Origin of the sequence: Chitinibacter sp. GC72, assembly GCF_009760905.1 — a bacterium.
Classification (GTDB): Bacteria; Pseudomonadota; Gammaproteobacteria; order Burkholderiales; family Chitinibacteraceae; genus Chitinibacter.
Genome location: NZ_VIRW01000004.1, coordinates 210,301 through 235,515 on the forward strand (window position 1 = coordinate 210,301; position 25,215 = coordinate 235,515).

Genomic DNA, 25,215 nt, shown 5'->3' on the forward strand with positions numbered 1-25,215 from the left:
CTATGAAAAGTCTGCAATTGTGTACATTTACCCCCGCGCAAGATTACGCGCTGTCGCTGGATTTTTATCAGGCGCTGGGTTTTGAGCTGGTCTTTCGCAGCGACGAGCTGGCGCGTTTGCAGCACGGCGACTGCGCCTTCTTTCTGCAAAACTATTACGTCGCCGACTGGGCTAGCAATAGCATGCAGCATTTGCTGGTCGAGCACATCGCGCCGTGGTGGGAGAGGGCGCAAGCGCTGGCCGCGCAGTACGGCGTGCGGCTGGTGCCACCGCAAGATCAGCCGTGGGGGCAGCGCGATTTTGTGCTGATCGACCCCAGCGGCGTGCTATGGCGGATAGCCGAAAATCTGCGCGGTGACAGCTGGCCTGCGCATTGAGGCCTGAATCCACTGGCGCAGAGTTTATTTTTATTGCAGGAAATACCATGAAATTACTGATCAGCAGCCTGGCTGGCCTTGTGCTTTTGTCGGGCTGCGCCAGCGTGACACCGCCGTCACGTTATGTATTGCTGGGCGAAGTGCACGACAACGCCGAAGGCCATCAGCAGCGCGTGGCCGATTTGCGCGCGAAAGTGGCGGCTGGCTGGCGGCCAGCCATTGCGCTGGAGCAATTTGACTACGAATTTCAGCCGCAGCTGAGCGCAGCGCAAAGCCGCTGTGGCAGCGATACCCGCTGCATCATCGACGCTGCCCAAGGCAGCAAGCGCTGGGATTGGGCGTATTACGTACCACTGCTGACCCTGGCGCAGCAATACCAGTTGCCGCTGCTGGCGGCTAATCTCTCGCGCGCCGATGCGAGCAAAATTGTAAAAACCGGCTTTACCGCCGCGCTCAAGCCCGAGTTGATCGAGCGCTATCAGCTGGCGCACATCCCCGCTGCGCTGCTGGCTGGGCAGATTGAAGCGGTGCGCAGCGGGCATTGCAATCAGTTGCCGGAAAGCCTGCTGCCCGGCATGGCGCGCGCGCAGATTGCCCGCGATGTGCTGATGGCCGACGTGATGCTCGAGTCGATGAAAAGCACTGGCCGCGATGTCGTGCTGATCGCCGGTAACGGCCATGTCCGCCGCGATCTGGGCGTGCCGCAATGGCTAAAGAGCGCCCCGCTTCATAGTACCGCCTACCTTGAAGCCGCCCCGGCGCCGGGCATGTATGACAGCAGCGTGCTGGTCAAGGCCATGCAACGCGGTGATGTGTGCGCAATGCGCTAGGCATCAGCATAACCCTTCACGCCACTTAGGTCTTATACTGCCGGAATCAATTGGGCTGGCTTGCTGCAAAGCCAGCCCCAGCAAGGAGACCGCAGGATGACGCAACAGAAAAACAACCCCCAGCATGGCGTAACGCTGGAACAAATGCTGACTGATCTGGTCGAGCACTTTGGCTGGAAAGGCCTGCACAAGCAGATTCCGCTGCAATGTTTTTTCAATGAACCTTCAATCAAATCCAGCCTGAAATTTCTGCGCCGCACGCCATGGGCGCGCGCCAAGGTGGAGGAGCTGGACGCCAAGATGCGTCGCTAAATTCTGCTGAACATGATGGCTTAGCATCGCTTTGGGCTCATGCTGGCGGCATACGACATGTACATTATTCACACAGAATGTAATTGAACTACGTAGTAATTGCGCATAATATAGCGATAATAACTACACAATTACCAAGGAGTGAATCATGTTAACGCTGATTTCATCACTGATTGAACGCTGGTCGGGCAATGCGCTTCATGTTCCGGTGAATGCCCGTGTAAACCGGATTGACCATTTTGGCGGCGAGCGTTTCGATGGCCGGGTTTTGAAAGTGGAAGGCAATCGCGCCCGCGTCTGCTGGCCCAAAGGCGAGAAAACCGACGAATACCTGAGCGATCTGGTGCCGATCGACGAAGACCTGATCTGGCATTAATGTATTTAGCTGGGGTATATCCACAGAGTGATTGTTGTAATTGCTCTTGATGGATATACCACCGGCTGTATTTTTCCCGCAGCCATCGGCGTGGCTTGGTGTGTGCAGTTGTAAGGTAAAGCTTTCGCGTTTGCCCCTGTTGGCATTATCATTCTTGGCTGGCATTAATTCCTTCATCACTCCAAGACCACTTGCAGCGCAATCATGCCCACTTTCAAGCCGCGTAGTACCGATTATGTCCGGGTCGAAATTGACGGGCAGCGTCGCAAATTGCTCCGTCACCAAACCTTTGACCGCTTTAATGCGTCGATGCTGGGGCTGGGTGATCTGACGCGCGAATCCAAAGCCGTCGATGCGATTGCTGCGGTGTTTGATCTGGAAGGTTTTACCCAGTTTTGCAATCAGATTGACCCGCATTTGTCGGTGCCCAGCTTTTTGCATCCGTTTCTTAGCTGGCTGATGGCCGAGCTACGCAATGAAATGAAGCAGAAAGACGAAGACGAAGGCGTGGCGCTCTGGTGTCCCTTGCCGTTCTTCACTAAATTCATGGGTGATGGCTTGCTGGTGATCTGGTCCAGCAAGGGGCTATCGCAGGCGGCGATGCGCAATGTGATTGCCAGCACCTGGAGTATCTGCAAAAAGTATCAGCAGGAGTTTCTGCCTACCTTGAAATCCCGCGTTGCCGAGCCGCCAAGCCGCCTACGCTGCGGCGTGGCGCGTGGCACAGTCTATTCGGTGGGCGAGGGCAACGATTACGTGGGCTCTTGCGTCAATATGGCGGCGCGCCTGCAAAAGCTGCCCGGAATCGGTTTTGCTTTTAACCGGCGGGGTTTTGATCTGGAAGACGACAGAACCACCAGTTTTTTCACCGACCACATCATCACCCGCGAAATCTCGGTGCGCGGCATTGGCGAAAACGAGCTGGTCTGCATCTTGCGCAGCGAATATGAAAAAATGAAATCGGCCGATAAGAAGCTTTACCGCGAAGTTTGAACCGAGGATTAAAGGCGTAAAAAAGCCACCGCTAGCGGTGGCTTTGAGTGCAGCAAGTTTGCACTGCTTATTTTTTCGCGCCAGCATTTTTGCTCAGCAGGCTGTCGATGACCTTGGTAATGGTGCCATCTTCACGACCCACCATCGACGGGCTGGTTACCCATTTGCCGTTGACGATAAACATCGGTACACCATCAACTGCGTAATTGCGCGTCATTTCCGATAGTTTGTTCAACTGCATTTTTGTCGAAAAACCGCTGTAGTTGGCTTTGAATTTGGCCAGATCCAGCCCCTGTTTTTTCACCCAGTCAAACAGTACGTCTTCTTTACGCAGCTCGATGCGATCTTGCTGGATGGCTTTGAAGACCGCCATCTGGTGTTTTCTGGTCAGACCCATGCCTTCCAGCGCCAGGAAAATGCGGGCATGGCCTTCCAGATCATTGCGGCCATCCCACATCACATGCACACGGCGGAAGTTGACGTTCTTTGGCAGCTTGGCTTCCCAGGCTTCAACTACAGGTTCAACCGCGAAGCAATGCGGGCAGCCATACCAGAAAAATTCGATCACTTCCTGCTTGCCTGCGACAGCCACAGGCTGTGGCTTGGCCAGCGCCTTGTATTCCTTGCCTTCGGTAAAGGCTTGGGCGCCCGCAGCCGCGAGCAGGGTGGCACTTACAACAATAGTTTTAATCCAGTGTTTCAACATTATCGGCTCCGGTTAGGCTTGAACACAAACGTGCAGGGAGTGAGCAAAAACTCAGTTTTTGATCACCGTACTATCAATACCATTGTTTTTTAACAGATTGCGGGTGCGATCCAGATCGGCTTGTTCGTGAAAAGGGCCAACGCGGACGCGATGCCAGATGCCTTTTTCCGGCAACTCGGTAGTTTGAATACGCGATTCAATCCCTAGCAATGCTAGTTTGGCTTTCAGATTGTCGGCATCATTTTCATTCTGGAATGCGCCCACTTGCAACAGGCCCGGTTTGGCAGGCGCCGCGCTGGCAGCGGGGGCTGCCGATGCGCTTGGCTTGGGGCGCGGGCTGGCGACGGGTTCTTTGGCTGTTGTGTTGGTGCCTTCGCTTGCTTCAGGCAGCATTTTGTAAAAATCAAAGCGATCTTCGCTGGCGTTGGCCGCATCCGGTTTGCTGGCTACCGGTGGCACGGTGATGACCGGAACGGCATCTTTGCCATTGCCCGGCTGCAGTATTTCTGGCGCGCTGGTGGCGGTTTCCGGGCCGCTGGCCAGCATCTCGGCTGGGGTGGCGCGCTCTTTATTAAACGGATTGCCGCTGTAATTAAGGAAAATGGCAACGGCAACAGCAATCGCAATGCCGACAAACAAGCCAACGAGCAGGCCGGTCCACAAAGAACCACTCCCTGATTTTGTACTGCTTGAATGATTTGAACGACCGCTAGGGCGGCTTGACTTCATGTCGCGGCTCATACTTTCTCCGGTGCGCGAACCTTGGAAAACTGCTTGAGCCGTGATTCTACCCCGCTTGTCAGCCTTGTCCAGTTGAACCAGTACTGTTGACAACGGTTTGCATGACTGCGAGGTTTTTTAACGTCAGATAGGAAGTGGGCTAGGTAGCAGAACATTACGGCACTGGATTTGAAAAACAAATCAGACTGCTTTTTTGCAGAAAAGTTGCAGCAGGGGCTTGCGCATAATTATTTCTCTGGTAGAATGCGCAGCTCTTAGCCGATGTAGCTCAGTTGGTAGAGCACCTGACTTGTAATCAGGGGGTCGCGAGTTCGATTCCTGCCGTCGGCACCAAGAATATAAGGGTTCCAGCTTTTTAGCTGGAACCCTTTTTTCGTTGGCGCTGCATCCGGTGATGCGCAGTCTGTTGCCAAGCAAATATTCAGTCCATCTTCTGCACAAACTCATCCCCGCAAGCGCATAATGCACTTCGTTTTGAATGGTGCGCAGATGCAGGTTTCCCCCGATGAATATCGAACAGCCCAACTCCCTGGATGTTGAAGTGCTCAAGCAGTTCCGGATTGTTTTCAGATCTGTGCGCAAACATTTCCAGTCGGTCGAGCACGAGCTGGGAATTAGTGGCGCACAGCTGTGGGCTTTGTCGGAGATTGATGCCCAGCCAGGTTTAACGCTGTCTGTACTGGCCAAGGCCATGTCATTGCACCAATCGACCACCAGCAATCTGGTTGAAAAGTTGGTCAGCTCGGGTTTGGTCGAGCGCAAAAGATCTAGTCAGGACGCACGTTCCGTGCGCCTATATCCCACCCAATACGGGGCGGACAAACTAAGTCTAGCTCCACATCCGGTCAAAGGCTTGCTGCCTGATGCGCTGGGGCGGCTACCCGCGCCTGCTTTGGCTAGGCTTCACGAGTCGCTATCCTCTTTGCTGGACACCATGAGCCAGCTCGAACTCGATGCAGGCGAGAGCAACCCCCTTTCTGATCATTAATTCTTCGTTTTTGCCACTCATTGTGACAATTTAACCACCAAATACATTTGTACAAATGTAATAATTTGCCACTGAGCGTGATTTACCAGCATGATCGAGTGAAGAAAACAAGATTTAGCCGTGCCACGATGTGCCGACTCAATCCTTTGGATAGCACGCTCGATACATATGAAAAAACTCACGACGATTATTCATTCCGCGATCCAGAGCATTGACCGCCGCATTATGAATCGCCGCGCTGCGCGGGCGATTATTGTCCGCAAGGATGAGATTTTGCTGATGTATACCGCTAAACACCATGATTACAGTCTGCCGGGTGGCGGCGTGGAAAAAGGGGAGGACGTCATCAGCGCATTGCGTAGAGAGCTGCGTGAAGAAGTGGGCGCTAGCGATATTGTGATCGAGGAGTACATTGGCTATCTGGACGAATACCGACCGAGTCCGCGAGCAAAATTCGATGTGGTATTTCTGCGCTCCTATTGCTATCGCTGCGCGGTGAAGGAGAATTTTGCGGCACTTTCATTGCAAAACAGTGAAATAGACAATGGTGTTAAACCGGTTTGGATCAAGCTGGACGAGGCAATTGCGCATAACGAGGCCATGCTGGCACAAGCTCCGTCACAGATGGGGATTTCAATTCAGCGGGAAACCTGGCTGCTGAAGTTTATCCGCACATCCATGCAGAGCTAATTCAACTGGCAAGGGTAATAATATGAAAAATGTAGGTTTGATTGGTTACGGGCGGGCAGGTAAAGCAGTTGCGCGCGTTTTAAATGCAGATGATGCCATCAGCCTGAAATGGGTGGCGCATCGCAATAATGAGAACCTGGTATATACAGAGTCCTATCCGGTCCTGACTATCAGGAGTACTTCCGACTTTGAGATTTTATTCAATAATCACCCTGTTGATTATGTGATCGATTTCTCTTCCCCTGACAATATCATGCTCTATGGCCGCGCAGCAGCCGCTGCCGGTATCCATATCCTATCCGCCAACTCGAATCATCATGAAGCGCAGCTTGCTTTTGCCCGCAGTCTGGCCGATCAAATCGTGGTGATGTGCAGCCCCAATATTACGGTTGGGATTAATTTTCTAATGATTGCCGCTAAAGCCCTGCAGAAAATTGCGCCGCATGTTGATATTGCGGTGCTTGAAGAGCACTTCAAAGAGAAAAAAGACATATCGGGTACTGCCAAAAAACTGGCGCATGAGCTAAATGTGGGAGATGTCACCTCCTTACGCTTAGGGGGAATTGTTGGTCATCACCAGGTGGTGTTTGGTTTTCCCTATCAAACGGTCAGATTTATTCATGACTCGATCAGCCGAGAAGCATTTGGCACGGGGGCAATTTATGCTCTGTCGCTGATGGCCAAGCAGCCACCCGGCATGTATGAATTCGCAAACCTGATGCGCCAGGAAGTGATGTCAAATTTGCTTGATGTAAGCTAAGCGTTGCTATCCCGGTTTTAACACTTCGCACGACACATATCCGGCAGAAAGACGTGAGCCTTCAGTCAACATCATTGCTGTCCATTGTTAATGCAATCCGGGTCAGGATTTTGGGTGTTCCGCTGAAAACCAAGACCCAATTGCTGTTCTGGTTTGGTGCTATTCTGGTCGGTATTGCTGCCGTGGCGTTGGCCACTATCGCCGAATGGGCATCGGGCTTTTTTAGCTGGGCGCAAGCACGCTGGTGGTGGTCGCCCCTGGTGTTGGGGCCGGGCGGTGGCGTACTGATTTACTGGCTGATGAATTTGCATGGACCTGGAGCGCAGGGCAGTGGAATTCCACAGGCAAAAGCTGCACTACAGGTACCGGATCAGCTGTTTGTCACCAGACGTCTGTTGTCTTTGAAAATTGCGGCATTCAAAGCTGTAGGGATTGTGTTGGGGCTGGCCAGCGGCTTTGTCTTGGGGCGTGAAGGGCCGACCGTGCAAATTGGCGCCAGTATTATGTATTCACTGCGTGATCTAATGTCGGACAATACTGCCGAAGTGCGGCGACAGCTCATTCTGGTGGGCGGCGCAGCCGGGATTGCCGCCGCATTTAATACCCCGTTGGCCGGAATTGTTTTTGCTTTCGAGGAAATGGCGCGCTCGGTCGAAGAAAAAACCTCGGGCAAATTACTCGGCGCAGTGATTCTGGCTGGCATTGTGTCGCTGGCGATTGAGGGAGATTACGTTTACTTTGGTCGAATCCATGCGCCAGCGTTTGCGGTGATCGAGCTGCTCCCCGTGACTGCAATCAGCCTGTTGTGCGGCTTGATCGGTGGCAGCTTTGCCTGGCTATGTCTCAATACCCGGCGTTGGCTACCGTTGCCACTTCAGCTCTGGCAAAAAGCCAGGCCTTATCGTTTTATTGCCTGTTGCGGATTACTGATTGCCGCGCTGGGGATGCTGGCACCAATCCATGGCAGCGGTGCCGAGGTGACCCGAGCTGCCATTGAAAGCCAGCAGGCCTTGCCTTGGTATTTTCTGCCGCTTAAGTTTATTGGTTTGCTCACCACCTTTCTAACGGGTTTGCCCGGTGGCATTTTTGCGCCATCGCTGGCCATGGGGGCAGGTGTTGGCAGCTGGTTTTCGGGCTTTTTTGCTGCGCCAGTTACGGCAAAACTGATGGCCATTGGCATGGCGGCTATGCTGGCCGCAGTGACGCGTGCGCCAATTACCGCCGCAATTATTCTTATGGAAATGACTGACGGTCATTCAATGGTGATTTCTTTACTGGTTGCCACCATGATTGCATCCATGGTCGCCCGTCGGTTTGGTGCAAATCTATATCACGAGCTGGCTAACAGGGCACTTGTTGCGCTGGAGTTGAAAGCGAAATAAACCGGTGTGCAACACCGATTAAATTATTGATCTTTCTGCCGCTTTAATAGCCAGGTTTCGCGTAGAATCGACATTCCCATACTGCTAGATTGGGTGGCGATGATTTGCTCATTGTGCGCAATCGCTAGCTCCAGATTGACCCATCTTGCATTCATACCATTTTTAATTTCGTAGTGCTCCATTTTGGTCTTGCCCAGCTCGTGGGCAATCTGGCACACGTAAATATAAGAGCGCATGAACAACACATCGTGATCCGGCTTTAGACTGGGACGATATTCATCGAGATAACCATATTCGCTAAGGATTTGAATATCTTGTGCACCAGTTTCCTCCTGCAGCTCGCGTCGCAAGGCTGCGGCCAAATCTTCCCCTTCATCCACGCCACCACCGGGCAAACTGTAATCGTCATAGCGGCGAGTGTAGAGCAGCAAAATGTCATCGCCATCGCGGATTATCGCCCGTACGGCGCGGCGATTGGCGATGCGGCCATCAATGGCGGTGACGCCGGGGTGAATGAGCGTAGTCAGGAGTTCCAAGGCTTGATTTTCCAGTGGAAAGCCAGCCGATTTGAGCTGGCTGATACAACGGATTAATTCAATTTGTTATCCGCAATATGATAGTGCGGATCTTCAAATTCATTCACTTCGACCATGTGTTTGGCTTTTTCTAATACCTCCAGACAATCAGGGCTAAGGTGGCGTAGATGCAGCGTTTTGCCCGCTTGGCTATAGCGCACTGCCAGCGAATCAATTGCTTCTATCGCCGAATGGTCGACCACCTTGGCATTGCGAAACTCAATCACCACATGTTGCGGGTCATTTTTTGGATCAAAAAGCGCAGCAAAATTAGCTGTCGAAGCAAAAAAAAGCGAACCTTTGAGCGTATAGACTTTCCAGCCCTGCGTATCTTCGCTGATGCTCACTTCAATCTGCTTGGCATGTTGCCAGGCAAAAACCAGCGCTGCGAACACCACGCCGGTCAATACCGCAATCGCCAAATCAGTCAACACGGTAATTACCGTTACACCAATCACAATAATTGCGTCCTGACGCGGGATTCTGTGCAGAGCCTGCAAACTGCCCCATTCAAAGGTTTTTTGGCAAACCACGAACATTACGCCAATCAGCGCAGCAAGCGGAATCATCTCGATCCATGTCGACAGAAACAGGATAAAAGCCAGCAAGAACACGGCAGCAGCAATGCCTGAAATTCGATGGCGAGCGCCGTTATTTATATTGATCATGCTCTGACCAATCATCGCGCAGCCACCCATCGTTGCAAAAAAACCGGCAACAACGTTAGCCAAGCCCTGCGCCATGCTTTCGCGGTTCGGTTTACCACGTGTGTCGGTGATCTCGTCGATCAGATTGAGGGTCAGCAAAGTTTCAATCAAACCAATCGCCGCCAGAATCAGTGCGTAGGGGAAAATGACATAAAAGGTATCAAAGTTCAGTGGCACTTGTGGCAGATGAAACTGCGGCAAGCCACCTGCAATCGAGCCCATGTCCCCGACAGTTTTGCTATCAATGCCAAAGCCTGCGACCATGCCGGAAACAATCAGAATTGCGGCCAATGTTGAAGGAATGGCCGTCGTTAATTTGGGTAGCAGATAAATGATCGCCATCGTCAACCCGATCAGCCCCAGCATCATATATAGCGCTGAGCCACTTATCCAGCCCGGCAAACCATCCGCGTTTAGGATTTTAAAGTGCCCGAATTGCGCCATAAAAACCACAATTGCCAAGCCATTTACAAAACCTAGCATCACCGAATGTGGCACCATGCGGATGAATTTACCAAGCTTGAAGGCCGCAAAAATAAGTTGCAAAACCCCCATCAACACAACGGTGGCAAAAAGATACTCTACACCGTGTTGCGTCACCAGACTCACCATTACCACTGCCAAAGCGCCGGTTGCACCAGAAATCATGCCGGGGCGGCCGCCGAATGCTGCAGTGATCAGGCAGACAATAAATGCTGCATACAAGCCTGTTAGTGGGCTCACGTGTGCCACAAGGGCAAAAGCAATAGCCTCAGGTACCAAAGCTAGTGATACAGTCAGGCCGCTCAATATATTGGTCTTGAGATTAGCGGGGTTGAGTGTAAGCACAAATAACTCCTTTGGGAAAATGGGATACCGCTGCCCACAGGACCGAGATGGTCTGTGATTGTAGACATTGGTTAAATTTTAGTGGCAATAAAAACGACTCAGGATCGAAACCTGAGGGGGTGACCGACAGCAGAAGGATTGCTAGAGGGAAACGACAAGGGGCTGGCCGAAGCTGATTGACATCAAAGCAAAATTTTAGCACGGGAGTGGTTCAAAAATCAGTGGCTGATTATCGTTTGTGCGAAGCCTCTTTCTTGGATGGGGGCAGCAAAAAAGCCCGCATAGGACAGCGGGCTTTTTTGCCAAGGACAATTCATTGTCCGCTGCGGATTAGGAAATCAAACGCACTGAGCGACGCTTTTGCACCTTCGCCCATCGCAATAATGATTTGCTTGAACGGTGTCGTCGTCGCGTCTCCTGCGGCAAACACGCCGGGCATAGACGTGCGGCCGTGGCTGTCGACCTCAATTTCACCGCGCGGGCTCAAATCCAGCGTGCCTTTGAGCCAGTCGGTATTGGGCAACAAACCGATCTGGACAAAAATGCCTTCCAGCTCAACTTGCTGCGCGGCGCCACTGACGCGGTCGGTATACGCCAAACCATTCACTTTTTGCCCGTCGCCGAGTACGGCGGTGGTTTGTGCATGGGTGATGATGGTGACATTGGCCAAGCTGCGTAATTTGTTTTGCAGCACCGCATCGGCACGCAAGGCATCGCCAAACTCCAGCAAGGTCACATGCTGCACAATGCCGGCCAGATCAATCGCTGCTTCCACGCCGGAATTGCCGCCGCCGATGACCGCCACGCGCTTGCCTTTAAACAGCGGGCCATCGCAATGCGGGCAATAGGCCACGCCACGACCGCGATACTCCTGCTCGCCCGGCACATTCATTTCGCGCCAGCGGGCACCGGTTGAAATTATCACGCTGCGGCTTTTTAGCGTCGCGCCGCTGGCTAGTTGCACTTCAATCAGCTGGCTGGCGTCATCGGCCACCAGCTTGTTGGCGCGTTGCAGATTCATAATATCAACATCGTACTCACGCACATGGCTCTCAAGCGCTGCGGCGAGTTTAGGGCCTTCGGTTTCTTTAACCGAAATAAAGTTCTCAATGCCCATCGTGTCGAGCACCTGGCCGCCAAAACGTTCAGCCACCACGCCGATGCGAATGCCTTTGCGTGCGGCATAGACTGCCGCGGCCGAGCCAGCGGGGCCGCCGCCAACGATCAATACATCAAATGGCGCTTTAGCGTTGATTTCTTCGCTTTGACGCTCGGTGCTGCCAGTGTCGATTTTGGCGATGATTTCTTCCAACGTCATCCGGCCCTGACCAAACGGCTGGCCGTTGAGCAAAATCGTTGGCACCGCCATGATTTGCCGCTCGGTCACTTCCGCTTGGAATAGTGCGCCATCAACCATTTCATGACGAATATTCGGGTTTAGCACCGATAGCAAATTGAGTGCCTGCACTACATCTGGGCAGTTATGGCAGGACAGCGAGACGAATGTTGTGAATTCAAATGTACCTTTCAGTGCCTTGATTGTCGCAATCGTCGCGTCGTCGACGCGGGGTGGATGGCCGCCGGTTTGTAGCAGGCCGAGCACCAAAGAAGTAAATTCGTGCCCCAATGGAATACCGGCAAAGCTTACACGCGGCGCCTCGCCGACGCGGGCAATCGCAAATGAAGGTTTACGATCATTATTACCATCAAAACGCACGCTAATTTTATTGTTTAGCGCGGCAATTTCGCCAAGCAAAGTGCGAATTTCTGCTGCCGCGCTGCTGTCGTCGAGCGAGGCGATTAATTCAATCGGGTGTTGCAGTTTTTCAAGGTAAGCCGATAGCTGGGCTTTGATTTGTGCATCAAGCATAGGTGTACTCCAACAGAATTTTACTGATTAGCCAACGCGAGGGGTATGTGTCTGAAGGTATCTTGTGGATTGTTCTTCAGGGGGATACCTGGCTATGTATTTGGGTGAAGGCTTGGGCTGATCACTAAAATCCATGCCGCCGTAGCGGCATAGAGGGGAGGCCTTGCGGCCCCCGAGCCGAGTGAAATGCAATCAGCTTAGATTTTGCCGACCAGATCCAGTGATGGCTTCAGCGTCGCTTCGCCTGGTGTCCATTTAGCTGGGCATACTTCGCCTGGATTGTTGGCGATGTGTTGCGCAGCTTGTACTTTGCGCAACAACTCTTTCGCATCACGGCCAATACCTAAGTCGTGAATTTCAGCCACTTTGATCTCGCCTTCTGGGTTGATCACGAAAGTACCTCGCAATGCCAGACCCTCTTCTTCGATCATCACGTCAAAATTGCGGGTGATCGTACCAGTTGGGTCGCCAATCATTGGGTACTGGATTTTGGCAATCGTTTCAGATGCATCGTGCCAAGCTTTGTGCGTGAAGTGCGTGTCAGTTGAAACTGAGTAAACTTCAACACCGATTTTTTGGAATTCGCCATACACATCTGCCAAGTCACCCAATTCAGTTGGGCAAACAAACGTAAAGTCAGCAGGGTAGAAGAAAACCACCGACCATTTGCCTTTGACCGATTCGTCGCTCACCGGGATAAATTGGCCGTTCTGGTAAGCAGTGGCTTTGAAAGGTTTGATTACGGTATTGATGATCGCCATGTTGTCGTTCCTTGTTGAGGAGAGTTGTTAAAAGAGACAGGAGCGATCATAGAGAGGATGATCTGATAGATAAAATTGTATGTTTTAATTGATCCGTTAGCTAAAAACAATTGATTGAGTTTTTAGTATGGGTATATGGCTGAAATGAAATGACTGTTTGGGTTTTAAGGCTATACCCTGTTACAGGCTTGAAGCTTGCTACGCCACTTCAGTCAATTGGTTTGAAATAGGGGTGCTGCATGCCGGACGATAGCTGGTATTTCTGCGCCAGCAATTCGTAAAAGCCATTGTTGCGCAGCTCGCGCAGCGCCAGATTAAAGCGGTCTCGCGCGCTGGCCTCGCGAAAAATCAGCCGGTATTGGGTGGGCGGAAAAAGGGCAAATGGACACAAGGCGCGGCTGTTTTTCGGGTCTACTTCACGGTTGAAGTGCTTGAAAATATTGATGTCGCTGATGGCGACCTGAATATGCCCGGCCCAGAGCATGCGGTTGAGCAGGTATTGCGGGCTGACTTCGCGATAGCGCTGATTATCAGTGTTGATGCGGGCAAAGTCCGCACCCAGCAATTGGCTGGCATTGTGAAAGGCGGCAATATTGTAGCGCGTCAGATCGCTGATTTGCTGCAGCCGGACATTGTCCTTGCACAAAGTCACTGCCATATTCTGGTAGACAATATAGGGCTCGGATGCAATGGCGCCGGTTGCTGCGATGGTGGCGTCCAGCTTGCCGACAGCCAGCAGGCCTTGCGAGCGCTTGTTGGGCATGTGCTGGACGTCGAGCTGGAATCCGGCGCGTTGGAGTGCGGTGACAATCAGCTCATACTCCACGCCGGAATGCGTATCCTGCAGAATATACGGTGGCTTGTGTTCACCCACCGCGACGCGAAACAGCGGCGCCGACATCGCGCCGCTGGCGAGTAAGAATCCAAGGCTTGCTAACAGTGCCCGCATCAATCCCTCGCTGGATATGTCCATCGCCCGTTCTGCGGCATCAGTCGTAGTGACGCCGGACAGGACGGGCATGTTGTAACTTAGACGGCGCTTAGCGCGTCCAGTGCCACAGCAACATCATCTGTCACAATGCCATCGGCCAGTTTGACCGGCGCATCGGCATCCAGTGCCGCGATGCCTTCTTTTTTCAGCTTGCCCACCCATTGCCCGGCATCTTTGCCCGAAGCAAAGCCCTGGCTTTCCAGCAGCAAACGACCCGTGGCATCGCTGAAATTGAAATAGAACTGGCCGTCAGCGAGGCGGAATTGCTTGAACATCGGCAGTGCGACTTTCACCGCTTTTTCTTTTGCTTGCGAAATTGCGTTCATGCGGCGCAGGCCAACCGCTTCGCGCACTTCCTTGAGTAGCGGCGCCGCCACTGCGCGTGCTTTGGCTGCGCCAATCTGTAGCAACTCTTCAATGCGCTCCGGGTGTGCCATCAGCTCGGCGTAGCGCTCGCGCATCGGGCCAATCTGGCTTTCGATCAGTTCAAGCAATTGTTTTTTCGCGTCGCCCCAGCCCAGACCGGCGATCAGATCGGTTTTAAATTTTGCTGCCTGCTCGGCTGTCGCAAACGCCTCATAGATGGTCACCAGATGGCATTCCGGATCTTTCGGTTCGCCCGGCAGCAGGCTGTTGGTGACGATCTTGGCAATCGCATCTTTCAGCGCCTTGCTGCCGCCTTCAAATAGCGGAATTGTATTGTCATATGATTTGCTCATTTTGCGGCCATCGAGCCCCGGCAAGGTGGCAACGTGTTCTTCGATATGTGCTTCGGGCAAAATAAACAGCTCTTTGCCCGCGCCAAACATATGGTTGAAACGGGCGGCAACGTCACGCGCCATTTCGATATGCTGGATCTGATCACGTCCCACCGGTACTTTGTGCGGGTTAAACAGCAGAATGTCGGCGGCCATCAGAATCGGGTAGCAAAACAGGCCCATCGTGACGCCATGATCGGGGTCTTCACCGGCGGCTTCGTTGATGTCTGTGCTGGCTTTGTAAGCGTGCGCGCGATTCATCTGGCCTTTAGCCGTCACGCAGGTCAGCAGCCAGTTCAGCTCGGTGACTTCAGGAACGTCCGACTGGCGATAGAAAGTGACGCGCTCGGGGTCGAGACCCGCTGCGAGCCAGGTTGCGGCGATCTCCAGCCGAGAGCGCTCGATGCGTGCCGGATCGTCGCATTTGATCAGCGCATGGTAGTCGGCCATAAAAAAGAAGCAGTCGGTCTCTTGCGATTGGCTGGCCACAATGGCGGGGCGAATTGCGCCAACGTAATTGCCCAGATGTGGTGTGCCTGAAGTCGTAATCCCGGTTAAAACACGCGTGCTGCTCATTTTTATATCCCTGAAGCGAGTAAAGCGAAATAGCGGACAAGTCTAGCAGCGTCGGCGCCCGATGTGTGTGTTTTGGCACAAGATTGCGCTGGTTTTCAAGCTAAATTCTGTTAGGCTGGCTGCCTGTTTCAGATTGTTTGCCTTGTGCCCGCCTATGCCCCGTTCTGCTACCAAACCAGCCCAGTCTTCATCCCGCCCAGCGCAAAAAAGCCGCTTGCATCCGCGTAACCTGCATCAGGGGCGCTATGACTTTGCGGCGCTGATTGCCGCCAGTGGCGCGCTGGCGGCGTATGTGGCGACCAACGCCTATGGCGATGACAGTATCGATTTTGCTGACCCGCAGGCGGTCAAAGCGCTGAATCGGGCTTTGCTGGCGCATTTTTACGGCATTACGCATTGGGATACGCCGGAGGGGTATTTGTGTCCACCCATTCCCGGGCGTGCTGATTACATACATACCCTAGCTGATTTATTGGCTGGGAGTGGCGGCCAGATTCCGCGTGGCGATGCAGTGCGTGGGCTCGATATTGGCGTGGGGGCCAATGCCATTTATCCGCTGCTGGGGCGGGCAAGCTATGGCTGGCGCTTTGTCGGCTCGGATGTCGACCCCGTTTCTCTGAGTAATGCCGAGCAGATTTTTGCGGCCAATCCCGCGCTGGTGGGTGCGCTGGAAACACGGCGGCAAACCCGTGCTACGCAGATCTTTACAGGCATTATTCGGCCTGATGATTATTTTGATTTCACGCTGTGCAATCCGCCGTTTCACGCCTCGGCGGCCGAGGCGGCAGCAGGCTCCAACCGCAAGCTGCGTAATTTGGGTCTGAGCACTGCTGGCGAAGCAGGGCAAAAATCACCCCGGCTTAATTTTGCCGGTCAGCACAATGAATTGTGGTGCGAGGGTGGAGAAGCGCGCTTTATCGCCCGCATGATAGAAGAAAGCGCGCAGTTTGCCGCGCAAGTGGGCTGGTTTAGCACGCTGGTGTCAAAAAGCGAAAATCTGCCGGGCATCTATCGCGCCTTGAAGCGCCTGAATGCCCGTGCAGTGAAAACCGAGTCGATGGCACAAGGACAAAAAGTCAGCCGTCTCGTGGCCTGGCGTTTTTAGCCGTGCGGATGTGCCAGCGTAACGACTTTAGGGCTGGCAATATCGCGCATTATGGCCTTAGATACAGATACCTTATTTTGTCTGTTCAGGTGCCATCATGCAGTTCAATGAAGTCTTGCCCCAGCATTTTAGTACCATCGCCCGCGATCCTTTTCCGCATGTGCTGATTGAGCGTGCTCTGCTGCAAATGGCAGAGGGCAAACTGGACGGGCCAAAATTCCGTAATCAGGTGATGCATGCCGCAGGCTGGAAGCACAGCAATCTGACCTCGTTTGGCAAATACCCGGAAGAAGCCGCAGCGGCGTTCAATCGTCTGCGGGAAATCTTGCTCAGCAATGAAACACCCGAGCAAATCCTCAGCGCCTTGACAGGAAAGTAGAAGGGTATAGCTATGCAATCCAATTAGAATAGGATTTGTATAGATATACCCAGTGGCATTACTCGGTTGTTAATGGGCTGCCCGGCCTTTGAATGGCGTGAGCCAATGCCGCTTCAGCCAGCGCCAGCGGCGTCCAGATTTCCTCATCTTCACCCACCAGATGGGTTTGCTCCGGTTCGGTGATTTGCATGATGCCGCAAATCTTCCATTCTTCATTCACCCAGCGCAATTGATAGCCCGTATGATGAACCCAGAAATGCTGGTCAGCACGGGCGACATGCCAGCATAGCTCAACTGTGGCGTGATCACGCCCGACCATCACTTGCTCGACAACCCGGTAATGCGCGCTGCGAAATCCTTGCTGGTAATACCAGTCAAACAGCACCGCTGTGGTATGCCGCAATGGCTCAAATTCCGACCAGTGCGTAATATCGCCCTGCACATTGGTGGTGAATGGCATGACAAATGTCGCCGCGACGCGATCAACGTCCAGGGCCGAATAGGCTAGCCCAAAGTGTTCAAAAAATTCGTTTAATGCGGCCTGACATCCATTTAAATCACCTTGGGGGCTGGAGGGTGAAGATCCATCAATGTATTTGGAAATCATGATGTATTGAAAATTGCTCAATACATGACTTGGTGTGTTGTTTTCGTGCAAGAACAATTATCAACAAGCGGGTTCTGCCCGTTCAATTTGGTCTGTAGAAAAATGAAAATCGTCGTTGTTTTTCCCACCCTTACCGAGGCGCAGTTCTTTAGCCATCCGGAGGTGATCGTTGAATTTTGTGGCGTCGGTTTAAGCAGTGCGGCCTACCGCACCAGCCAGATTATTGCCCAGCACCGGCCTGACTGGCTGATTATGGCGGGTATCGCCGGGGTGTACCCTGGCTCGTCGCTGCAGATTGGCGAGGTGGTACTGGTGGGTCGTGAGCGCGAGGCGGATCTGGGGTTTTTTACTCCGCAAGGGTTTACCCACCTGGCCGATCTGGCTCTGGAGATGGATTTTGACCGGCAGCGTGACTGGCATTGCCCCTATATTCCGGCTCATCCGCCTTTTGCCGTGGCACGCAGCAATTCGCTCAATGCCGCGATGGCGCCCTTTGTTTCGCAGCAGGACGTTGATATTGAAAATATGGAAGGTGCTGCATTTTTCCGCGTGTGTCTGGCCGAGCAGCAACGCTTTTTGCAATTGCGCGCCATTTCCAATGTGGTGCGTGTCGGTGATGACGAGTGGGACTTTACCGGCTCGATCCGGCAATTAACGCAGGCGTTAACACAGATGATCCAGCATCTGGCGGCGCAGCCCGATGTCCGCTAAGGCCTTGATTTGCGCGTCGTGCGGCGCAGCGTTTGAGTGTGGTGCTGACGACATGGACGCGCCCTGCTGGTGCATGGCCTTGCCGCCGGTAATGCCGATTCCTTCAGCGGACGCCCGCTGCCTGTGCCCGACTTGCCTGACTGCGAGGCTGCAGGACAGCGGGGAGATGCCCGCATCAACAGACCATCAGGACTGTTGATGCTGAGGGGGTATATTGTTGTAGGGCTTGTTGGTGTTGATTTAGGTAGATATACCTACTTATTGCTAGGCGTGATGGTGTGCCAGCGGGCTGGTCTCTTTCGGGCGCGCTTGCACGCTGGCGTGGTGGACGGCATCATCCTGCAAGCCTTGCCAGAATAAATGTGCGCCCAGGGCATGGCTATGGTCGCTGACTTGCTGCCAGGCGCGGATCGCATCGTCGGGGTTTTCAAACATTACAATTGATTTGTGGGCCTCGATGGCTTGAGCCAGCGTCATCATGCCAATATCGTTCAGATAATTGACCAGACTGGTGCGGGATTTGGTGGTGCGCTCGTCAGCATGATCGTAGATCAGCACCAGAATGGCGTCGCTCATTTGTTCGGAAGCCAGGCGAACGAAATCAATGCGCGAAGAAACGGTAATACGGCCCTTGGTTTTGCTATTTCCCATCTTGTCCTCCACATCTTCAAATGCAAGATTCATTGGTCTTGCTGCTCTTTTGGTGTAGCAGCTCCTGCCATAAAGCCCAAGCAGTATTGCGTCAGGAGGCGGCGGGCGAACACAAGAACATCATCACTTTGCTCTATGATTGATGTTGTACTTCTCAGGATTTGAACGATGAGTCTTCTTACAAGCTCCCTGTTGATCGGATTGCTGATCCTGATCAGCGCTTTTTTCTCGATTTCGGAAATCTCGCTGGCTGCCAGCCGGAAAATGAAGCTGGCGCAGATGCGCGATGAAGGCGACGAGCGCGCAGCGCTGGTACTTGATTTGCTGGCGCAGCCGGGGCATTTTTTTACTGCGGTGCAGATTGGTGTGAATGCCGTGGCGATTCTGGCCGGTGTGCTGGGTGAAAGTGTCTACTCGGCGGCGCTGACCGGGTTTTTCTCGCGTCTGTTTGCGCCGGAGCTGGCGCAAACGCTGGGCTCGGCCTCGGCTTTTCTGCTGGTTACGGGGGCATTTATCCTGCTGGCGGATCTGATTCCCAAGCGGATCGGCATGGTGGTTTCCGAGGCGGTGGCAGTCAGGATTGTGCGCCCCATCCGCCTGTGCGTGCTGTGCCTGCGCCCCCTGGTCTGGTTTTTTAACGGTTTGGCCAATCAGGCGATGAAAGCACTGGGTTTGCCCAATGCCCGTGTCAATGACATTACCACCGACGATATTCTGGCGATGGCCAGCGCAGGTGCGCTCAGCGGCGTGGTGGCCAAGCAGGAGCAGCAGCTGATTGAAAACGTGTTCGAGCTGGAGGAGCGCACTGCGCCATCGAGCATGACGGTGCGCGAGAGCATTGTCTGGATCGATAGGCTGGAATCGGAAGACAGCATCAAGGCCAAGATTCTGGCCAATCCGCACGCCAAATTTCCGGTGTGCATGGGCCATATTGATCAGGTGATCGGCTACGTGGATGCGCAGGATATTCTGTGTAATGTCTTGCGCGGCGAGAGTATTTCGCTGCGCGGCGATGGCTTGCTGCGCAATGCGCTGATCCTGCCCGAAACGCTGTCGCTGGCCGAAATCATGGGGCAATTCAAATCGGCGCGCGAAGATTTTGCGCTGATTATCAATGAATACGCCCTGGTCGTTGGCCTGATTACGCTCAACGATATTACCGGCGCGCTGATGGGCGACCAGAGCGTGGCGCTCGATGAAGAACAGATCGTGCAGCGCGACGCCAATAGCTGGCTGGTCGATGGCGTGACGGCGATTGGCGATCTGGAGCGCGTCTTCCAGATTGAGTCATTTCCCGATGACGATCAGTATGAAACCATCGCCGGTTTCATGATGTATATGCTGCGCAAAGTGCCTAAGCGCACCGATTTTGTGCTGCACGCCGGTTTCAAATTCGAGGTGGTCGATATTGACCATTACAAAATCGACCAGCTTCTGGTAACGCGGCAGGCCAGCGAAGCTGATTCACTTTGAGTGGATACATGCCAGTGTATTGCTACACAAGCTATTTTGTATCGACTCTGCAAGAATATACCCCTGATGAATTTAAGCGAGGCAGTCATGCCGAAAAATCCCCGCCAGGAAATGGCTATGCTGATCACCCTGATGCTGGTGATGTTTACGACCATTGCCGACTTTATGATCATGATGCCGCTGGCCTCGTATCTGATGGCCGAGATGCACGTCAATGCAGCGCAATTTGGCTTGCTGGTGTCAGCGTATTCGCTGGCTGCGGGGGCATCGGCGCTGCTGGCTTCGTCGCAGGCCGACCGTTTTGATCGCCGCCATGCGCTGCTGTTCTGCTATGCCGGGCTGATGCTGGCGACGCTGGCTTGCGGTCTGGCGAGCGGGTTTTACAGCTTGCTGCTGGCGCGGGTGCTGGCAGGGGTTTTTGGTGGCGTGATCGGTTCGATCTGTCTGGCCATCGTTGGCGATGTCATTCCTCCCGAGCGACGCGGGCAGGCCATGAGCTGGGTGATGCTAGGCTTTTCGCTATCGGCGGTCGCGGGCGTGCCGCTGGGGCTGTGGCTGGCGGCGCATTATGGCTGGCGCGTGCCTTTTCTGGTGTTAACCTTGATGTGCGTTGCCGTGGCATTGGCGATCATGTGCTGGATTCCGCCAGTGCGCTCGCACCTAGCGACGTTTAATCGCGATGCCGGTTGGGTCGAGAATTACCGTGAGTTATTGCAGAATAAAAATCACTGGTGGGCGGTGGGCCTGACGGCGATGCTGATGGTGTCCGGTTTTCTGGTCATTCCGTACATTGCACCGACGATGGTCGCCAATGTGGGCATTTCGCCGCATGATCTGATGTATGTCTATCTGGTGGGTGGCGCTGGTACCCTGATTAGCCGCCCGCTGATCGGCCGTCTGGCTGATCGCTACCCGCTGGCCAATGTGGTGGCGGTGCTGGTGGTGCTCAGCTTTATACCGATTGTGCTGGTAACGCAGACGCTGCAGCTCTCGTTGGCCTGGCATTTGCTGTTTTCATTGCTGTTTTTTGTTTTTGTCAGCGGCCGCTTTATTCCGGCGACCGCGCTGGTGACCGGTGCAACGCAGCCGCATTTGCGCGGCCGCCTGATGGCGTTTAATTCGGCGATCCAGAATTTTGCTTCCGGTGCGGCGTCTTTGCTGGCCGGGTTGATTCTGACGCAGCAGCCGAGCGGTTATCTAAGCCATTACGGTTGGGTGGGTTTGCTCAGCTGCGCAGCCGGGCTGGTGGCAATCTGGATGGCAAGGCAGGTACGTTCGATATCTTGATAGGGGTATAGCCATACAGGTCTTAATTTAGCTGATCTGCAAACCAATACCTTCGGAATCTTGTGCGGCGTTGTCTTTGTGCGCCTTGTAGGCGCTTTTCATAATGTACATTTGCGCATCGGCGTGATGAATCAGCTCTTCGGGCGAGCAATACACCTCAGGCCCGGTTGAGGAACAGCCAATACTGAGCGAAATGCATTCCTCGTGTTTGTACATTTCTTCGTACAGACGGCGGATATAAATTTCTTCGGCCTGCGCCTGCGTGCAATTGGGCAGAATAATGCAGAACTCGTCGCCGCCATAGCGAAAGCAACTGTCTTCGATGCGCGAAATGCGGCGAATGGAACTTGCGACATAGCGCAAGACTTCATCGCCGCGCTGATGGCCATGCGTATCGTTGGTTTGCTTGAAGTCGTTAATGTCGATATACACCAGCGACACCGTTTCATGCCGCCGCTCGGCCAGCCGCAGCACCTTGGTCAGCGTCTCGCTCAGATCACGCACATTGAACAGGCCAGTCAGCGGATCGGTGCGTGAGGCGTCTTCCAGCTGTCGGGTGCGATCGCGCACCTTTTCTTCCAGCGAGCGGGCGTATTGTTCGGATTTGTTTTTCGACGTCTCGATTTCGGAAACCAGGCTACGAATATAAGTTTCGAACACCAGCGCAATATCGAACATGAACAGCTTTTCCAGCGCCAGCAGCGTAGCTTTGCGCTCGGTTTCATCGTTTAGTGTCAGTTCGATCAGCTCATTGAGCAATTGTTTGAGCGTATAAATCCCGGCCAGATACAGCTTGGGTTCGACGCCGATACGTTTGTGAACCAGACCGATACGTAGTCGGTTGTTGACGTATTCCAGATCGTACACGCCGCTGAACAAATCGAGCACATACTTGCGTTGCGCCATGCGCAGCCGCCCCAGCGTATCGGCGTCGCCAATCAACAGCGCGATCTCGGGCACACTGGTTTGCAGCTCGTAAAATTTGGCAACGACGGTATCAATGCGCAATTCGGCCATTGTTTTGAAGCGCACCAGCGCATCGATATCGGCGTCGGCAAAATTGAACAGGTTTTTGCGATACTCAACTTCGAAATCGGTAATCCGCATCTGTTCGAGCAGTGTCTGGTCAGTCTGTCTCACTCCGATTCCTTTGCGTGTCAGATGATGAATTGAAGCTTGGGGTTGTTGACATTGGCTTGTTTAGTCAAGCAAACGTCAACATTTTCTAGGTATAAACAGGGACTTATCTATTTACAACTGCTTGGCGCTTTGTGGTTAAGTCAGTTGTAAGTCAGTTGATGGGTATTGCCATGCAGGCCTTACCCATCAATGATTACGCGGCTATACCTGTGGGTTTGGGTTTTGTGCTGTTGGGTTTTGCATTATTGGGTTTTGGATTGGGCGCAGCAAAGTGTTGCGCTGCGTAGGCTTTGGCGGTTTGATAGCCCACTTGGTACAGCGTACTCAGATTGCTGCGTGACCAGTCAAACACATCGGGCAGATCTTCCGGCGTAATCGCGTCGAGCAGCGGCACTTTATGCAGCGTGATCTGCTCGTCGGCATTGTGCAAAGCCTCGAACAGTTTCACGTCGTCGCGGGCGATTTCGACCAGCGGCGTGATAATCGACATCACCCAGGCGTCGTACAGATCGCGCGGTTTGCGCAGCAGCTTTTCCGCGCCCAGCAGGTCAAACACCACAATCTCGCCCAGATCGCCGTCGTAATGATCGACCAGTGCTTTGAAATTCAGGCAATCAATTGCTGCGCCTTCGATATAAAAATCGCCATCGAGCTCGGTGGGCGGATACAGATAGGGGAAAGACAGCGCCGCTTGCAGCTTCTGGTTGTCGATGTCGGCTTGCGACCAGTTCACCATTTTGCGCTGGCTCAGATTGTAGGCATTGACCCACAGATCCACCGGGCTGTCTTTCAGTGCGGCAAAATCAATCAGCGTTTCGGCAAACGGCACGTGCGCGCACAGGCCGAGCGATTGCGCCGACAAATCGCTGGGGCAGGCTGAAGCGAGCATCAGCTCAGTCGTATCCTTGATCGTTTGCGTCAGCGGATTGCTGGCTGGCCAGCTTTGCAGTGCTTGCACCAGCGGATTGCTGGCCAGCAGGCCGCGATACACATCGGCCAGCGGGCCGGGTTTGTTGAACACTTTGAAATTGACCGGAAAAGCCTGATACAGAAAATCGGCGATGCCCATTTCCTGCATGCCGCGCAGCGAGGCGACGGTATCGCCATTTTTTGGCGCGGCGTACAAAAGGCCGAGCAAGGCGCCGGCGCCGGCCATCGAGATGATGTCAAACTCGACACCCTGTTCGTAAAAGGCTTCCAGTGCGCCGGCCACCAGTGTGGCATTGGGTGCGCCGCCACTGATAATCAGGGCCCGTTTGTGTTTTGCCATCATGTGCTCCGCTTGGGGGTGAATGACAAAGACGGTAAGCTTTTGTGCCGCAATGCACAAATTAAATTTATCTTCGCTGTTGCGCAATGCCATCAGGTCAAGCTATCCGGCGTAAACCAGCCAATGCCCAGCGCGTCCAGCTGCGCTTGCAGCAGCGACATCGCCGCCTGAGCACTGGCAGGATCCCCGCTGGTGCTGAACTCGATATGCGGCGTGGCATGCCGCGCATTGCCGTAGCTGGGCAGGCTGCTAAAGCCGATGCCGGGGTAAGCGTCGAGTAGCGCCTGCATCACGCCAACCAGCTCGCCTTCTTTGGCATCGGGCACGATGACGCTGCAAACATGGGCGGCGATGCCATCGGTGTAGTGCGTGGCAAGCACCCATTCCAGCATCGGCCAGGCCATGCTGGGAAAGCCGGGCAATAGCGCGTGCTGGCGGAAAAAAGCCCCGGCCACCTGATTGACCGGATTGGGAATCGGGCTGCTACCGCTGGGAAATTCAGCCATCTGGATGCGATAGGGGAAAGCGTCTGCGCCAAAACGCTGTTCGATCAAGGCGGCGGCTTCAGGGTGGCGCAGCAGCTTGACGTTGGCGGCCTTTGCCAGCGCCAGCCGCGTATGGTCATCCGGCGTGGCACCGATGCCACCAAAGGAAATGACATTTGCGGCATCATGCAGCGTGTCCCGGAAAGCACGTTCGATCACGGCAGGCACATCCGGCAAATAGCGCACCCCGGCGAGCTGATGCCCATGCTGCTGCAAGGTTTTCAAGGCCACGGCAAAATGCTGATCCTGCCGCCGCCCGCTTAAAATTTCATCGCCAATGATAAAAACCTGAAATTGCGCCATAGCCATGCTCCTTTGCGAGAAAGCGATTTTACCGCGTAAAATCGGCGCTTAGCCTGAATCGCCACAGCGGAAATCGAATGACAACACGAATTTTAATGATCCAATTGCAGCCGCATCGGGTGCCGACCATGGATGAAGCCAAAGCCCGCGCCGCGTTGGCCGAGTTTGCCCAGCAGCCGCTGGTGATTGGCCACCGCGTCACCGAAGGCGACGAAAACGGCGTATTTATCAATTTTGAATACAAAACCAGAGATCTGGCGGCGCTATGGCATGAATGCCAAGAGCGGATTTACCAGAATTCCTTGCTGGCTTTTCAATTGCAGCGCGCCAGCATGGCCATTGCGCAGGGCGATGACGGCTGGGAAGATTGCCTGCTTTTGCATCATTTTGACCCCGCCATCGACGTGGACGAATTTCTCGATTGAGTGGCCGTTGCGCTTGAAAAACTATGTGTCTGCCACGACCTAAACGGCAGTAGGCGATGAACAGTCGCCTTTTTTATTGTTTCAATTTGGAGTTTCCC

General features: G+C 53.7%; 29 protein-coding genes and 1 tRNA gene. 17 read left to right on the plus strand and 13 right to left on the minus strand.

Translation table 11 applies throughout. From position 1 onward, the window contains the following. Nucleotides 1-2: 2 nt before the first annotated feature. From FLS37_RS05865 to FLS37_RS05885, 5 genes are all read left to right on the plus strand, one after another. Nucleotides 3-377 carry a VOC family protein gene (locus FLS37_RS05865; protein ID WP_157315019.1) on the plus strand — a complete coding sequence of 125 codons (375 nt, stop codon included), beginning with the start codon at nt 3-5 and terminating at the stop codon, nt 375-377. A 47-nt stretch (nt 378-424) separates the two neighbouring features. Then, entirely contained in the window at nt 425-1,207 is a 783-nt protein-coding gene (locus tag FLS37_RS05870) for a ChaN family lipoprotein (protein ID WP_157315020.1), read from the plus strand. A 96-nt stretch (nt 1,208-1,303) separates the two neighbouring features. After that, nucleotides 1,304-1,519, plus strand: a complete 216-nt coding sequence (locus FLS37_RS05875; RefSeq protein WP_157315021.1) for a VF530 family DNA-binding protein — start codon at nt 1,304-1,306, stop codon at nt 1,517-1,519. Between the two features lie 148 nt (nt 1,520-1,667). Then, nucleotides 1,668-1,895, plus strand: a complete 228-nt coding sequence (locus tag FLS37_RS05880) for a hypothetical protein (protein ID WP_157315022.1) — start codon at nt 1,668-1,670, stop codon at nt 1,893-1,895. Nucleotides 1,896-2,099: 204 nt separating this feature from the next. Next, complete coding sequence (locus FLS37_RS05885) at nt 2,100-2,888, plus strand: hypothetical protein (RefSeq protein WP_157315023.1); 789 nt, start codon at nt 2,100-2,102, stop codon at nt 2,886-2,888. A 67-nt stretch (nt 2,889-2,955) separates the two neighbouring features. Here FLS37_RS05885 and FLS37_RS05890 read toward each other — a convergent pair whose 3' ends face one another. Beyond that, the gene (locus FLS37_RS05890) at nt 2,956-3,594 is read right to left on the minus strand and encodes a thiol:disulfide interchange protein DsbA/DsbL (protein WP_157315024.1); all 639 of its coding nucleotides are present in this window, start codon (nt 3,592-3,594) and stop codon (nt 2,956-2,958) included. Between the two features lie 51 nt (nt 3,595-3,645). After that, a complete protein-coding gene (locus tag FLS37_RS05895) occupies nt 3,646-4,335 on the minus strand; it encodes an SPOR domain-containing protein (RefSeq protein ID WP_198314505.1) in 690 nt (229 codons plus the stop codon). A 257-nt stretch (nt 4,336-4,592) separates the two neighbouring features. Between FLS37_RS05895 and FLS37_RS05900 the strand changes: the two genes are divergently transcribed. The 5 genes from FLS37_RS05900 (at nt 4,593) to FLS37_RS05920 (ending at nt 8,155) form a co-directional block, all read left to right on the plus strand. Further along, nucleotides 4,593-4,668, plus strand: a tRNA-Thr gene (locus FLS37_RS05900). 172 nt (nt 4,669-4,840) lie between these two features. After that, nucleotides 4,841-5,323 carry a MarR family winged helix-turn-helix transcriptional regulator gene (locus FLS37_RS05905; protein ID WP_157315025.1) on the plus strand — a complete coding sequence of 161 codons (483 nt, stop codon included), beginning with the start codon at nt 4,841-4,843 and terminating at the stop codon, nt 5,321-5,323. A gap of 168 nt (nt 5,324-5,491) precedes the next feature. Beyond that, on the plus strand, nt 5,492-6,013 hold the full coding sequence (locus FLS37_RS05910) for an NUDIX hydrolase (RefSeq protein WP_157315026.1): 522 nt from the start codon (nt 5,492-5,494) through the stop codon (nt 6,011-6,013). 22 nt (nt 6,014-6,035) lie between these two features. Next, nucleotides 6,036-6,773 (plus strand): 4-hydroxy-tetrahydrodipicolinate reductase, encoded by a 738-nt coding sequence (locus FLS37_RS05915; protein WP_157315027.1) that lies wholly within the window; start codon nt 6,036-6,038, stop codon nt 6,771-6,773. A gap of 53 nt (nt 6,774-6,826) precedes the next feature. Continuing rightward, nucleotides 6,827-8,155, plus strand: a complete 1,329-nt coding sequence (locus FLS37_RS05920; protein WP_157315028.1) for a chloride channel protein — start codon at nt 6,827-6,829, stop codon at nt 8,153-8,155. A gap of 23 nt (nt 8,156-8,178) precedes the next feature. Here the strand turns inward: FLS37_RS05920 and FLS37_RS05925 are convergent, their stop codons facing one another. From FLS37_RS05925 to FLS37_RS05950, 6 genes are all read right to left on the minus strand, one after another. Next, a complete protein-coding gene (locus FLS37_RS05925; protein ID WP_157315029.1) occupies nt 8,179-8,691 on the minus strand; it encodes an NUDIX hydrolase in 513 nt (170 codons plus the stop codon). A 53-nt stretch (nt 8,692-8,744) separates the two neighbouring features. After that, complete coding sequence (locus FLS37_RS05930; protein WP_157315030.1) at nt 8,745-10,265, minus strand: SulP family inorganic anion transporter; 1,521 nt, start codon at nt 10,263-10,265, stop codon at nt 8,745-8,747. Between the two features lie 313 nt (nt 10,266-10,578). Next, complete coding sequence (gene ahpF, locus FLS37_RS05935; protein WP_157315031.1) at nt 10,579-12,135, minus strand: alkyl hydroperoxide reductase subunit F; 1,557 nt, start codon at nt 12,133-12,135, stop codon at nt 10,579-10,581. Between the two features lie 197 nt (nt 12,136-12,332). Then, nucleotides 12,333-12,896, minus strand: coding sequence for an alkyl hydroperoxide reductase subunit C (gene ahpC / locus FLS37_RS05940; protein ID WP_157315032.1), 564 nt, complete (start codon nt 12,894-12,896; stop codon nt 12,333-12,335). Between the two features lie 208 nt (nt 12,897-13,104). Continuing rightward, the gene (locus tag FLS37_RS05945) at nt 13,105-13,917 is read right to left on the minus strand and encodes an ABC transporter substrate-binding protein (protein WP_157315033.1); all 813 of its coding nucleotides are present in this window, start codon (nt 13,915-13,917) and stop codon (nt 13,105-13,107) included. A gap of 8 nt (nt 13,918-13,925) precedes the next feature. Then, on the minus strand, nt 13,926-15,221 hold the full coding sequence (locus tag FLS37_RS05950; protein WP_157315034.1) for a tryptophan--tRNA ligase: 1,296 nt from the start codon (nt 15,219-15,221) through the stop codon (nt 13,926-13,928). A 154-nt stretch (nt 15,222-15,375) separates the two neighbouring features. On the opposite strand from FLS37_RS05950, the gene rlmF reads away from it, so the two are divergent. Together rlmF and FLS37_RS05960 are read left to right on the plus strand one after the other, a co-directional pair. Further along, nucleotides 15,376-16,326, plus strand: a complete 951-nt coding sequence (rlmF, locus tag FLS37_RS05955; protein WP_157315035.1) for a 23S rRNA (adenine(1618)-N(6))-methyltransferase RlmF — start codon at nt 15,376-15,378, stop codon at nt 16,324-16,326. A gap of 97 nt (nt 16,327-16,423) precedes the next feature. After that, nucleotides 16,424-16,705, plus strand: a complete 282-nt coding sequence (locus FLS37_RS05960) for a hypothetical protein (RefSeq protein WP_157315036.1) — start codon at nt 16,424-16,426, stop codon at nt 16,703-16,705. Between the two features lie 58 nt (nt 16,706-16,763). Here the strand turns inward: FLS37_RS05960 and FLS37_RS05965 are convergent, their stop codons facing one another. Further along, the gene (locus tag FLS37_RS05965) at nt 16,764-17,165 is read right to left on the minus strand and encodes a hypothetical protein (protein ID WP_157315037.1); all 402 of its coding nucleotides are present in this window, start codon (nt 17,163-17,165) and stop codon (nt 16,764-16,766) included. A gap of 249 nt (nt 17,166-17,414) precedes the next feature. Here FLS37_RS05965 and FLS37_RS05970 point away from each other — a divergent pair, with 249 nt between their 5' ends. Both FLS37_RS05970 and FLS37_RS17120 read left to right on the plus strand, forming a co-directional pair. Continuing rightward, the gene (locus tag FLS37_RS05970; protein ID WP_157315038.1) at nt 17,415-18,023 is read left to right on the plus strand and encodes a purine phosphorylase; all 609 of its coding nucleotides are present in this window, start codon (nt 17,415-17,417) and stop codon (nt 18,021-18,023) included. Further along, on the plus strand, nt 18,013-18,222 hold the full coding sequence (locus FLS37_RS17120; protein WP_157315039.1) for a cysteine-rich CWC family protein: 210 nt from the start codon (nt 18,013-18,015) through the stop codon (nt 18,220-18,222). The genes FLS37_RS05970 and FLS37_RS17120 overlap by 11 nt, the downstream gene beginning before the upstream one ends. A gap of 65 nt (nt 18,223-18,287) precedes the next feature. On the opposite strand, the gene FLS37_RS05980 is transcribed toward FLS37_RS17120, so the two are convergent. Next, nucleotides 18,288-18,707, minus strand: a complete 420-nt coding sequence (locus tag FLS37_RS05980; protein ID WP_157315040.1) for a hypothetical protein — start codon at nt 18,705-18,707, stop codon at nt 18,288-18,290. A 135-nt stretch (nt 18,708-18,842) separates the two neighbouring features. On the opposite strand from FLS37_RS05980, the gene FLS37_RS05985 reads away from it, so the two are divergent. After that, the gene (locus FLS37_RS05985) at nt 18,843-20,147 is read left to right on the plus strand and encodes a hemolysin family protein (protein ID WP_157315041.1); all 1,305 of its coding nucleotides are present in this window, start codon (nt 18,843-18,845) and stop codon (nt 20,145-20,147) included. A gap of 117 nt (nt 20,148-20,264) precedes the next feature. Beyond that, complete coding sequence (locus FLS37_RS05990; protein ID WP_157315042.1) at nt 20,265-21,434, plus strand: MFS transporter; 1,170 nt, start codon at nt 20,265-20,267, stop codon at nt 21,432-21,434. A 27-nt stretch (nt 21,435-21,461) separates the two neighbouring features. Here FLS37_RS05990 and FLS37_RS05995 read toward each other — a convergent pair whose 3' ends face one another. The 3 genes from FLS37_RS05995 to FLS37_RS06005 all read right to left on the minus strand — a co-directional run bounded on the left by FLS37_RS05995 (nt 21,462) and on the right by FLS37_RS06005 (nt 24,692). Next, on the minus strand, nt 21,462-22,574 hold the full coding sequence (locus tag FLS37_RS05995) for a GGDEF domain-containing protein (RefSeq protein ID WP_157315043.1): 1,113 nt from the start codon (nt 22,572-22,574) through the stop codon (nt 21,462-21,464). Nucleotides 22,575-22,767: 193 nt separating this feature from the next. After that, a complete protein-coding gene (locus FLS37_RS06000) occupies nt 22,768-23,847 on the minus strand; it encodes a patatin-like phospholipase family protein (RefSeq protein WP_232522510.1) in 1,080 nt (359 codons plus the stop codon). 89 nt (nt 23,848-23,936) lie between these two features. Beyond that, the gene (locus tag FLS37_RS06005; protein WP_157315044.1) at nt 23,937-24,692 is read right to left on the minus strand and encodes a molybdopterin-binding protein; all 756 of its coding nucleotides are present in this window, start codon (nt 24,690-24,692) and stop codon (nt 23,937-23,939) included. A 77-nt stretch (nt 24,693-24,769) separates the two neighbouring features. Between FLS37_RS06005 and FLS37_RS06010 the strand changes: the two genes are divergently transcribed. Then, on the plus strand, nt 24,770-25,117 hold the full coding sequence (locus tag FLS37_RS06010; RefSeq protein WP_157315045.1) for a hypothetical protein: 348 nt from the start codon (nt 24,770-24,772) through the stop codon (nt 25,115-25,117). The last annotated feature ends 98 nt before the right edge of the window (nt 25,118-25,215 follow it).

What these genes read in the sequence shown, in the direction of transcription:
- FLS37_RS05865 (WP_157315019.1), top strand. Translation starts at nt 3, where the DNA reads ATGAAAAGTCTGCAATTGTGTACATTTACCCCCGCGCAAGATTACGCG.
- FLS37_RS05870 (WP_157315020.1), top strand. Translation starts at nt 425, where the DNA reads ATGAAATTACTGATCAGCAGCCTGGCTGGCCTTGTGCTTTTGTCGGGC.
- FLS37_RS05875 (WP_157315021.1), top strand. Translation starts at nt 1,304, where the DNA reads ATGACGCAACAGAAAAACAACCCCCAGCATGGCGTAACGCTGGAACAA.
- FLS37_RS05880 (WP_157315022.1), top strand. Translation starts at nt 1,668, where the DNA reads ATGTTAACGCTGATTTCATCACTGATTGAACGCTGGTCGGGCAATGCG.
- FLS37_RS05885 (WP_157315023.1), top strand. Translation starts at nt 2,100, where the DNA reads ATGCCCACTTTCAAGCCGCGTAGTACCGATTATGTCCGGGTCGAAATT.
- FLS37_RS05890 (WP_157315024.1), bottom strand. Translation starts at nt 3,594, where the DNA reads ATGTTGAAACACTGGATTAAAACTATTGTTGTAAGTGCCACCCTGCTC.
- FLS37_RS05895 (WP_198314505.1), bottom strand. Translation starts at nt 4,335, where the DNA reads ATGAGCCGCGACATGAAGTCAAGCCGCCCTAGCGGTCGTTCAAATCAT.
- FLS37_RS05905 (WP_157315025.1), top strand. Translation starts at nt 4,841, where the DNA reads ATGAATATCGAACAGCCCAACTCCCTGGATGTTGAAGTGCTCAAGCAG.
- FLS37_RS05910 (WP_157315026.1), top strand. Translation starts at nt 5,492, where the DNA reads ATGAAAAAACTCACGACGATTATTCATTCCGCGATCCAGAGCATTGAC.
- FLS37_RS05915 (WP_157315027.1), top strand. Translation starts at nt 6,036, where the DNA reads ATGAAAAATGTAGGTTTGATTGGTTACGGGCGGGCAGGTAAAGCAGTT.
- ahpF (WP_157315031.1), bottom strand. Translation starts at nt 12,135, where the DNA reads ATGCTTGATGCACAAATCAAAGCCCAGCTATCGGCTTACCTTGAAAAA.
- ahpC (WP_157315032.1), bottom strand. Translation starts at nt 12,896, where the DNA reads ATGGCGATCATCAATACCGTAATCAAACCTTTCAAAGCCACTGCTTAC.
- FLS37_RS05945 (WP_157315033.1), bottom strand. Translation starts at nt 13,917, where the DNA reads ATGCCCGTCCTGTCCGGCGTCACTACGACTGATGCCGCAGAACGGGCG.
- FLS37_RS05950 (WP_157315034.1), bottom strand. Translation starts at nt 15,221, where the DNA reads ATGAGCAGCACGCGTGTTTTAACCGGGATTACGACTTCAGGCACACCA.
- rlmF (WP_157315035.1), top strand. Translation starts at nt 15,376, where the DNA reads ATGCCCCGTTCTGCTACCAAACCAGCCCAGTCTTCATCCCGCCCAGCG.
- FLS37_RS05960 (WP_157315036.1), top strand. Translation starts at nt 16,424, where the DNA reads ATGCAGTTCAATGAAGTCTTGCCCCAGCATTTTAGTACCATCGCCCGC.
- FLS37_RS05965 (WP_157315037.1), bottom strand. Translation starts at nt 17,165, where the DNA reads ATGCCATTCACCACCAATGTGCAGGGCGATATTACGCACTGGTCGGAA.
- FLS37_RS05970 (WP_157315038.1), top strand. Translation starts at nt 17,415, where the DNA reads ATGAAAATCGTCGTTGTTTTTCCCACCCTTACCGAGGCGCAGTTCTTT.
- FLS37_RS17120 (WP_157315039.1), top strand. Translation starts at nt 18,013, where the DNA reads ATGTCCGCTAAGGCCTTGATTTGCGCGTCGTGCGGCGCAGCGTTTGAG.
- FLS37_RS05980 (WP_157315040.1), bottom strand. Translation starts at nt 18,707, where the DNA reads ATGAATCTTGCATTTGAAGATGTGGAGGACAAGATGGGAAATAGCAAA.
- FLS37_RS05985 (WP_157315041.1), top strand. Translation starts at nt 18,843, where the DNA reads ATGAGTCTTCTTACAAGCTCCCTGTTGATCGGATTGCTGATCCTGATC.
- FLS37_RS05990 (WP_157315042.1), top strand. Translation starts at nt 20,265, where the DNA reads ATGCTGATCACCCTGATGCTGGTGATGTTTACGACCATTGCCGACTTT.
- FLS37_RS06000 (WP_232522510.1), bottom strand. Translation starts at nt 23,847, where the DNA reads ATGATGGCAAAACACAAACGGGCCCTGATTATCAGTGGCGGCGCACCC.
- FLS37_RS06005 (WP_157315044.1), bottom strand. Translation starts at nt 24,692, where the DNA reads ATGGCGCAATTTCAGGTTTTTATCATTGGCGATGAAATTTTAAGCGGG.
- FLS37_RS06010 (WP_157315045.1), top strand. Translation starts at nt 24,770, where the DNA reads ATGACAACACGAATTTTAATGATCCAATTGCAGCCGCATCGGGTGCCG.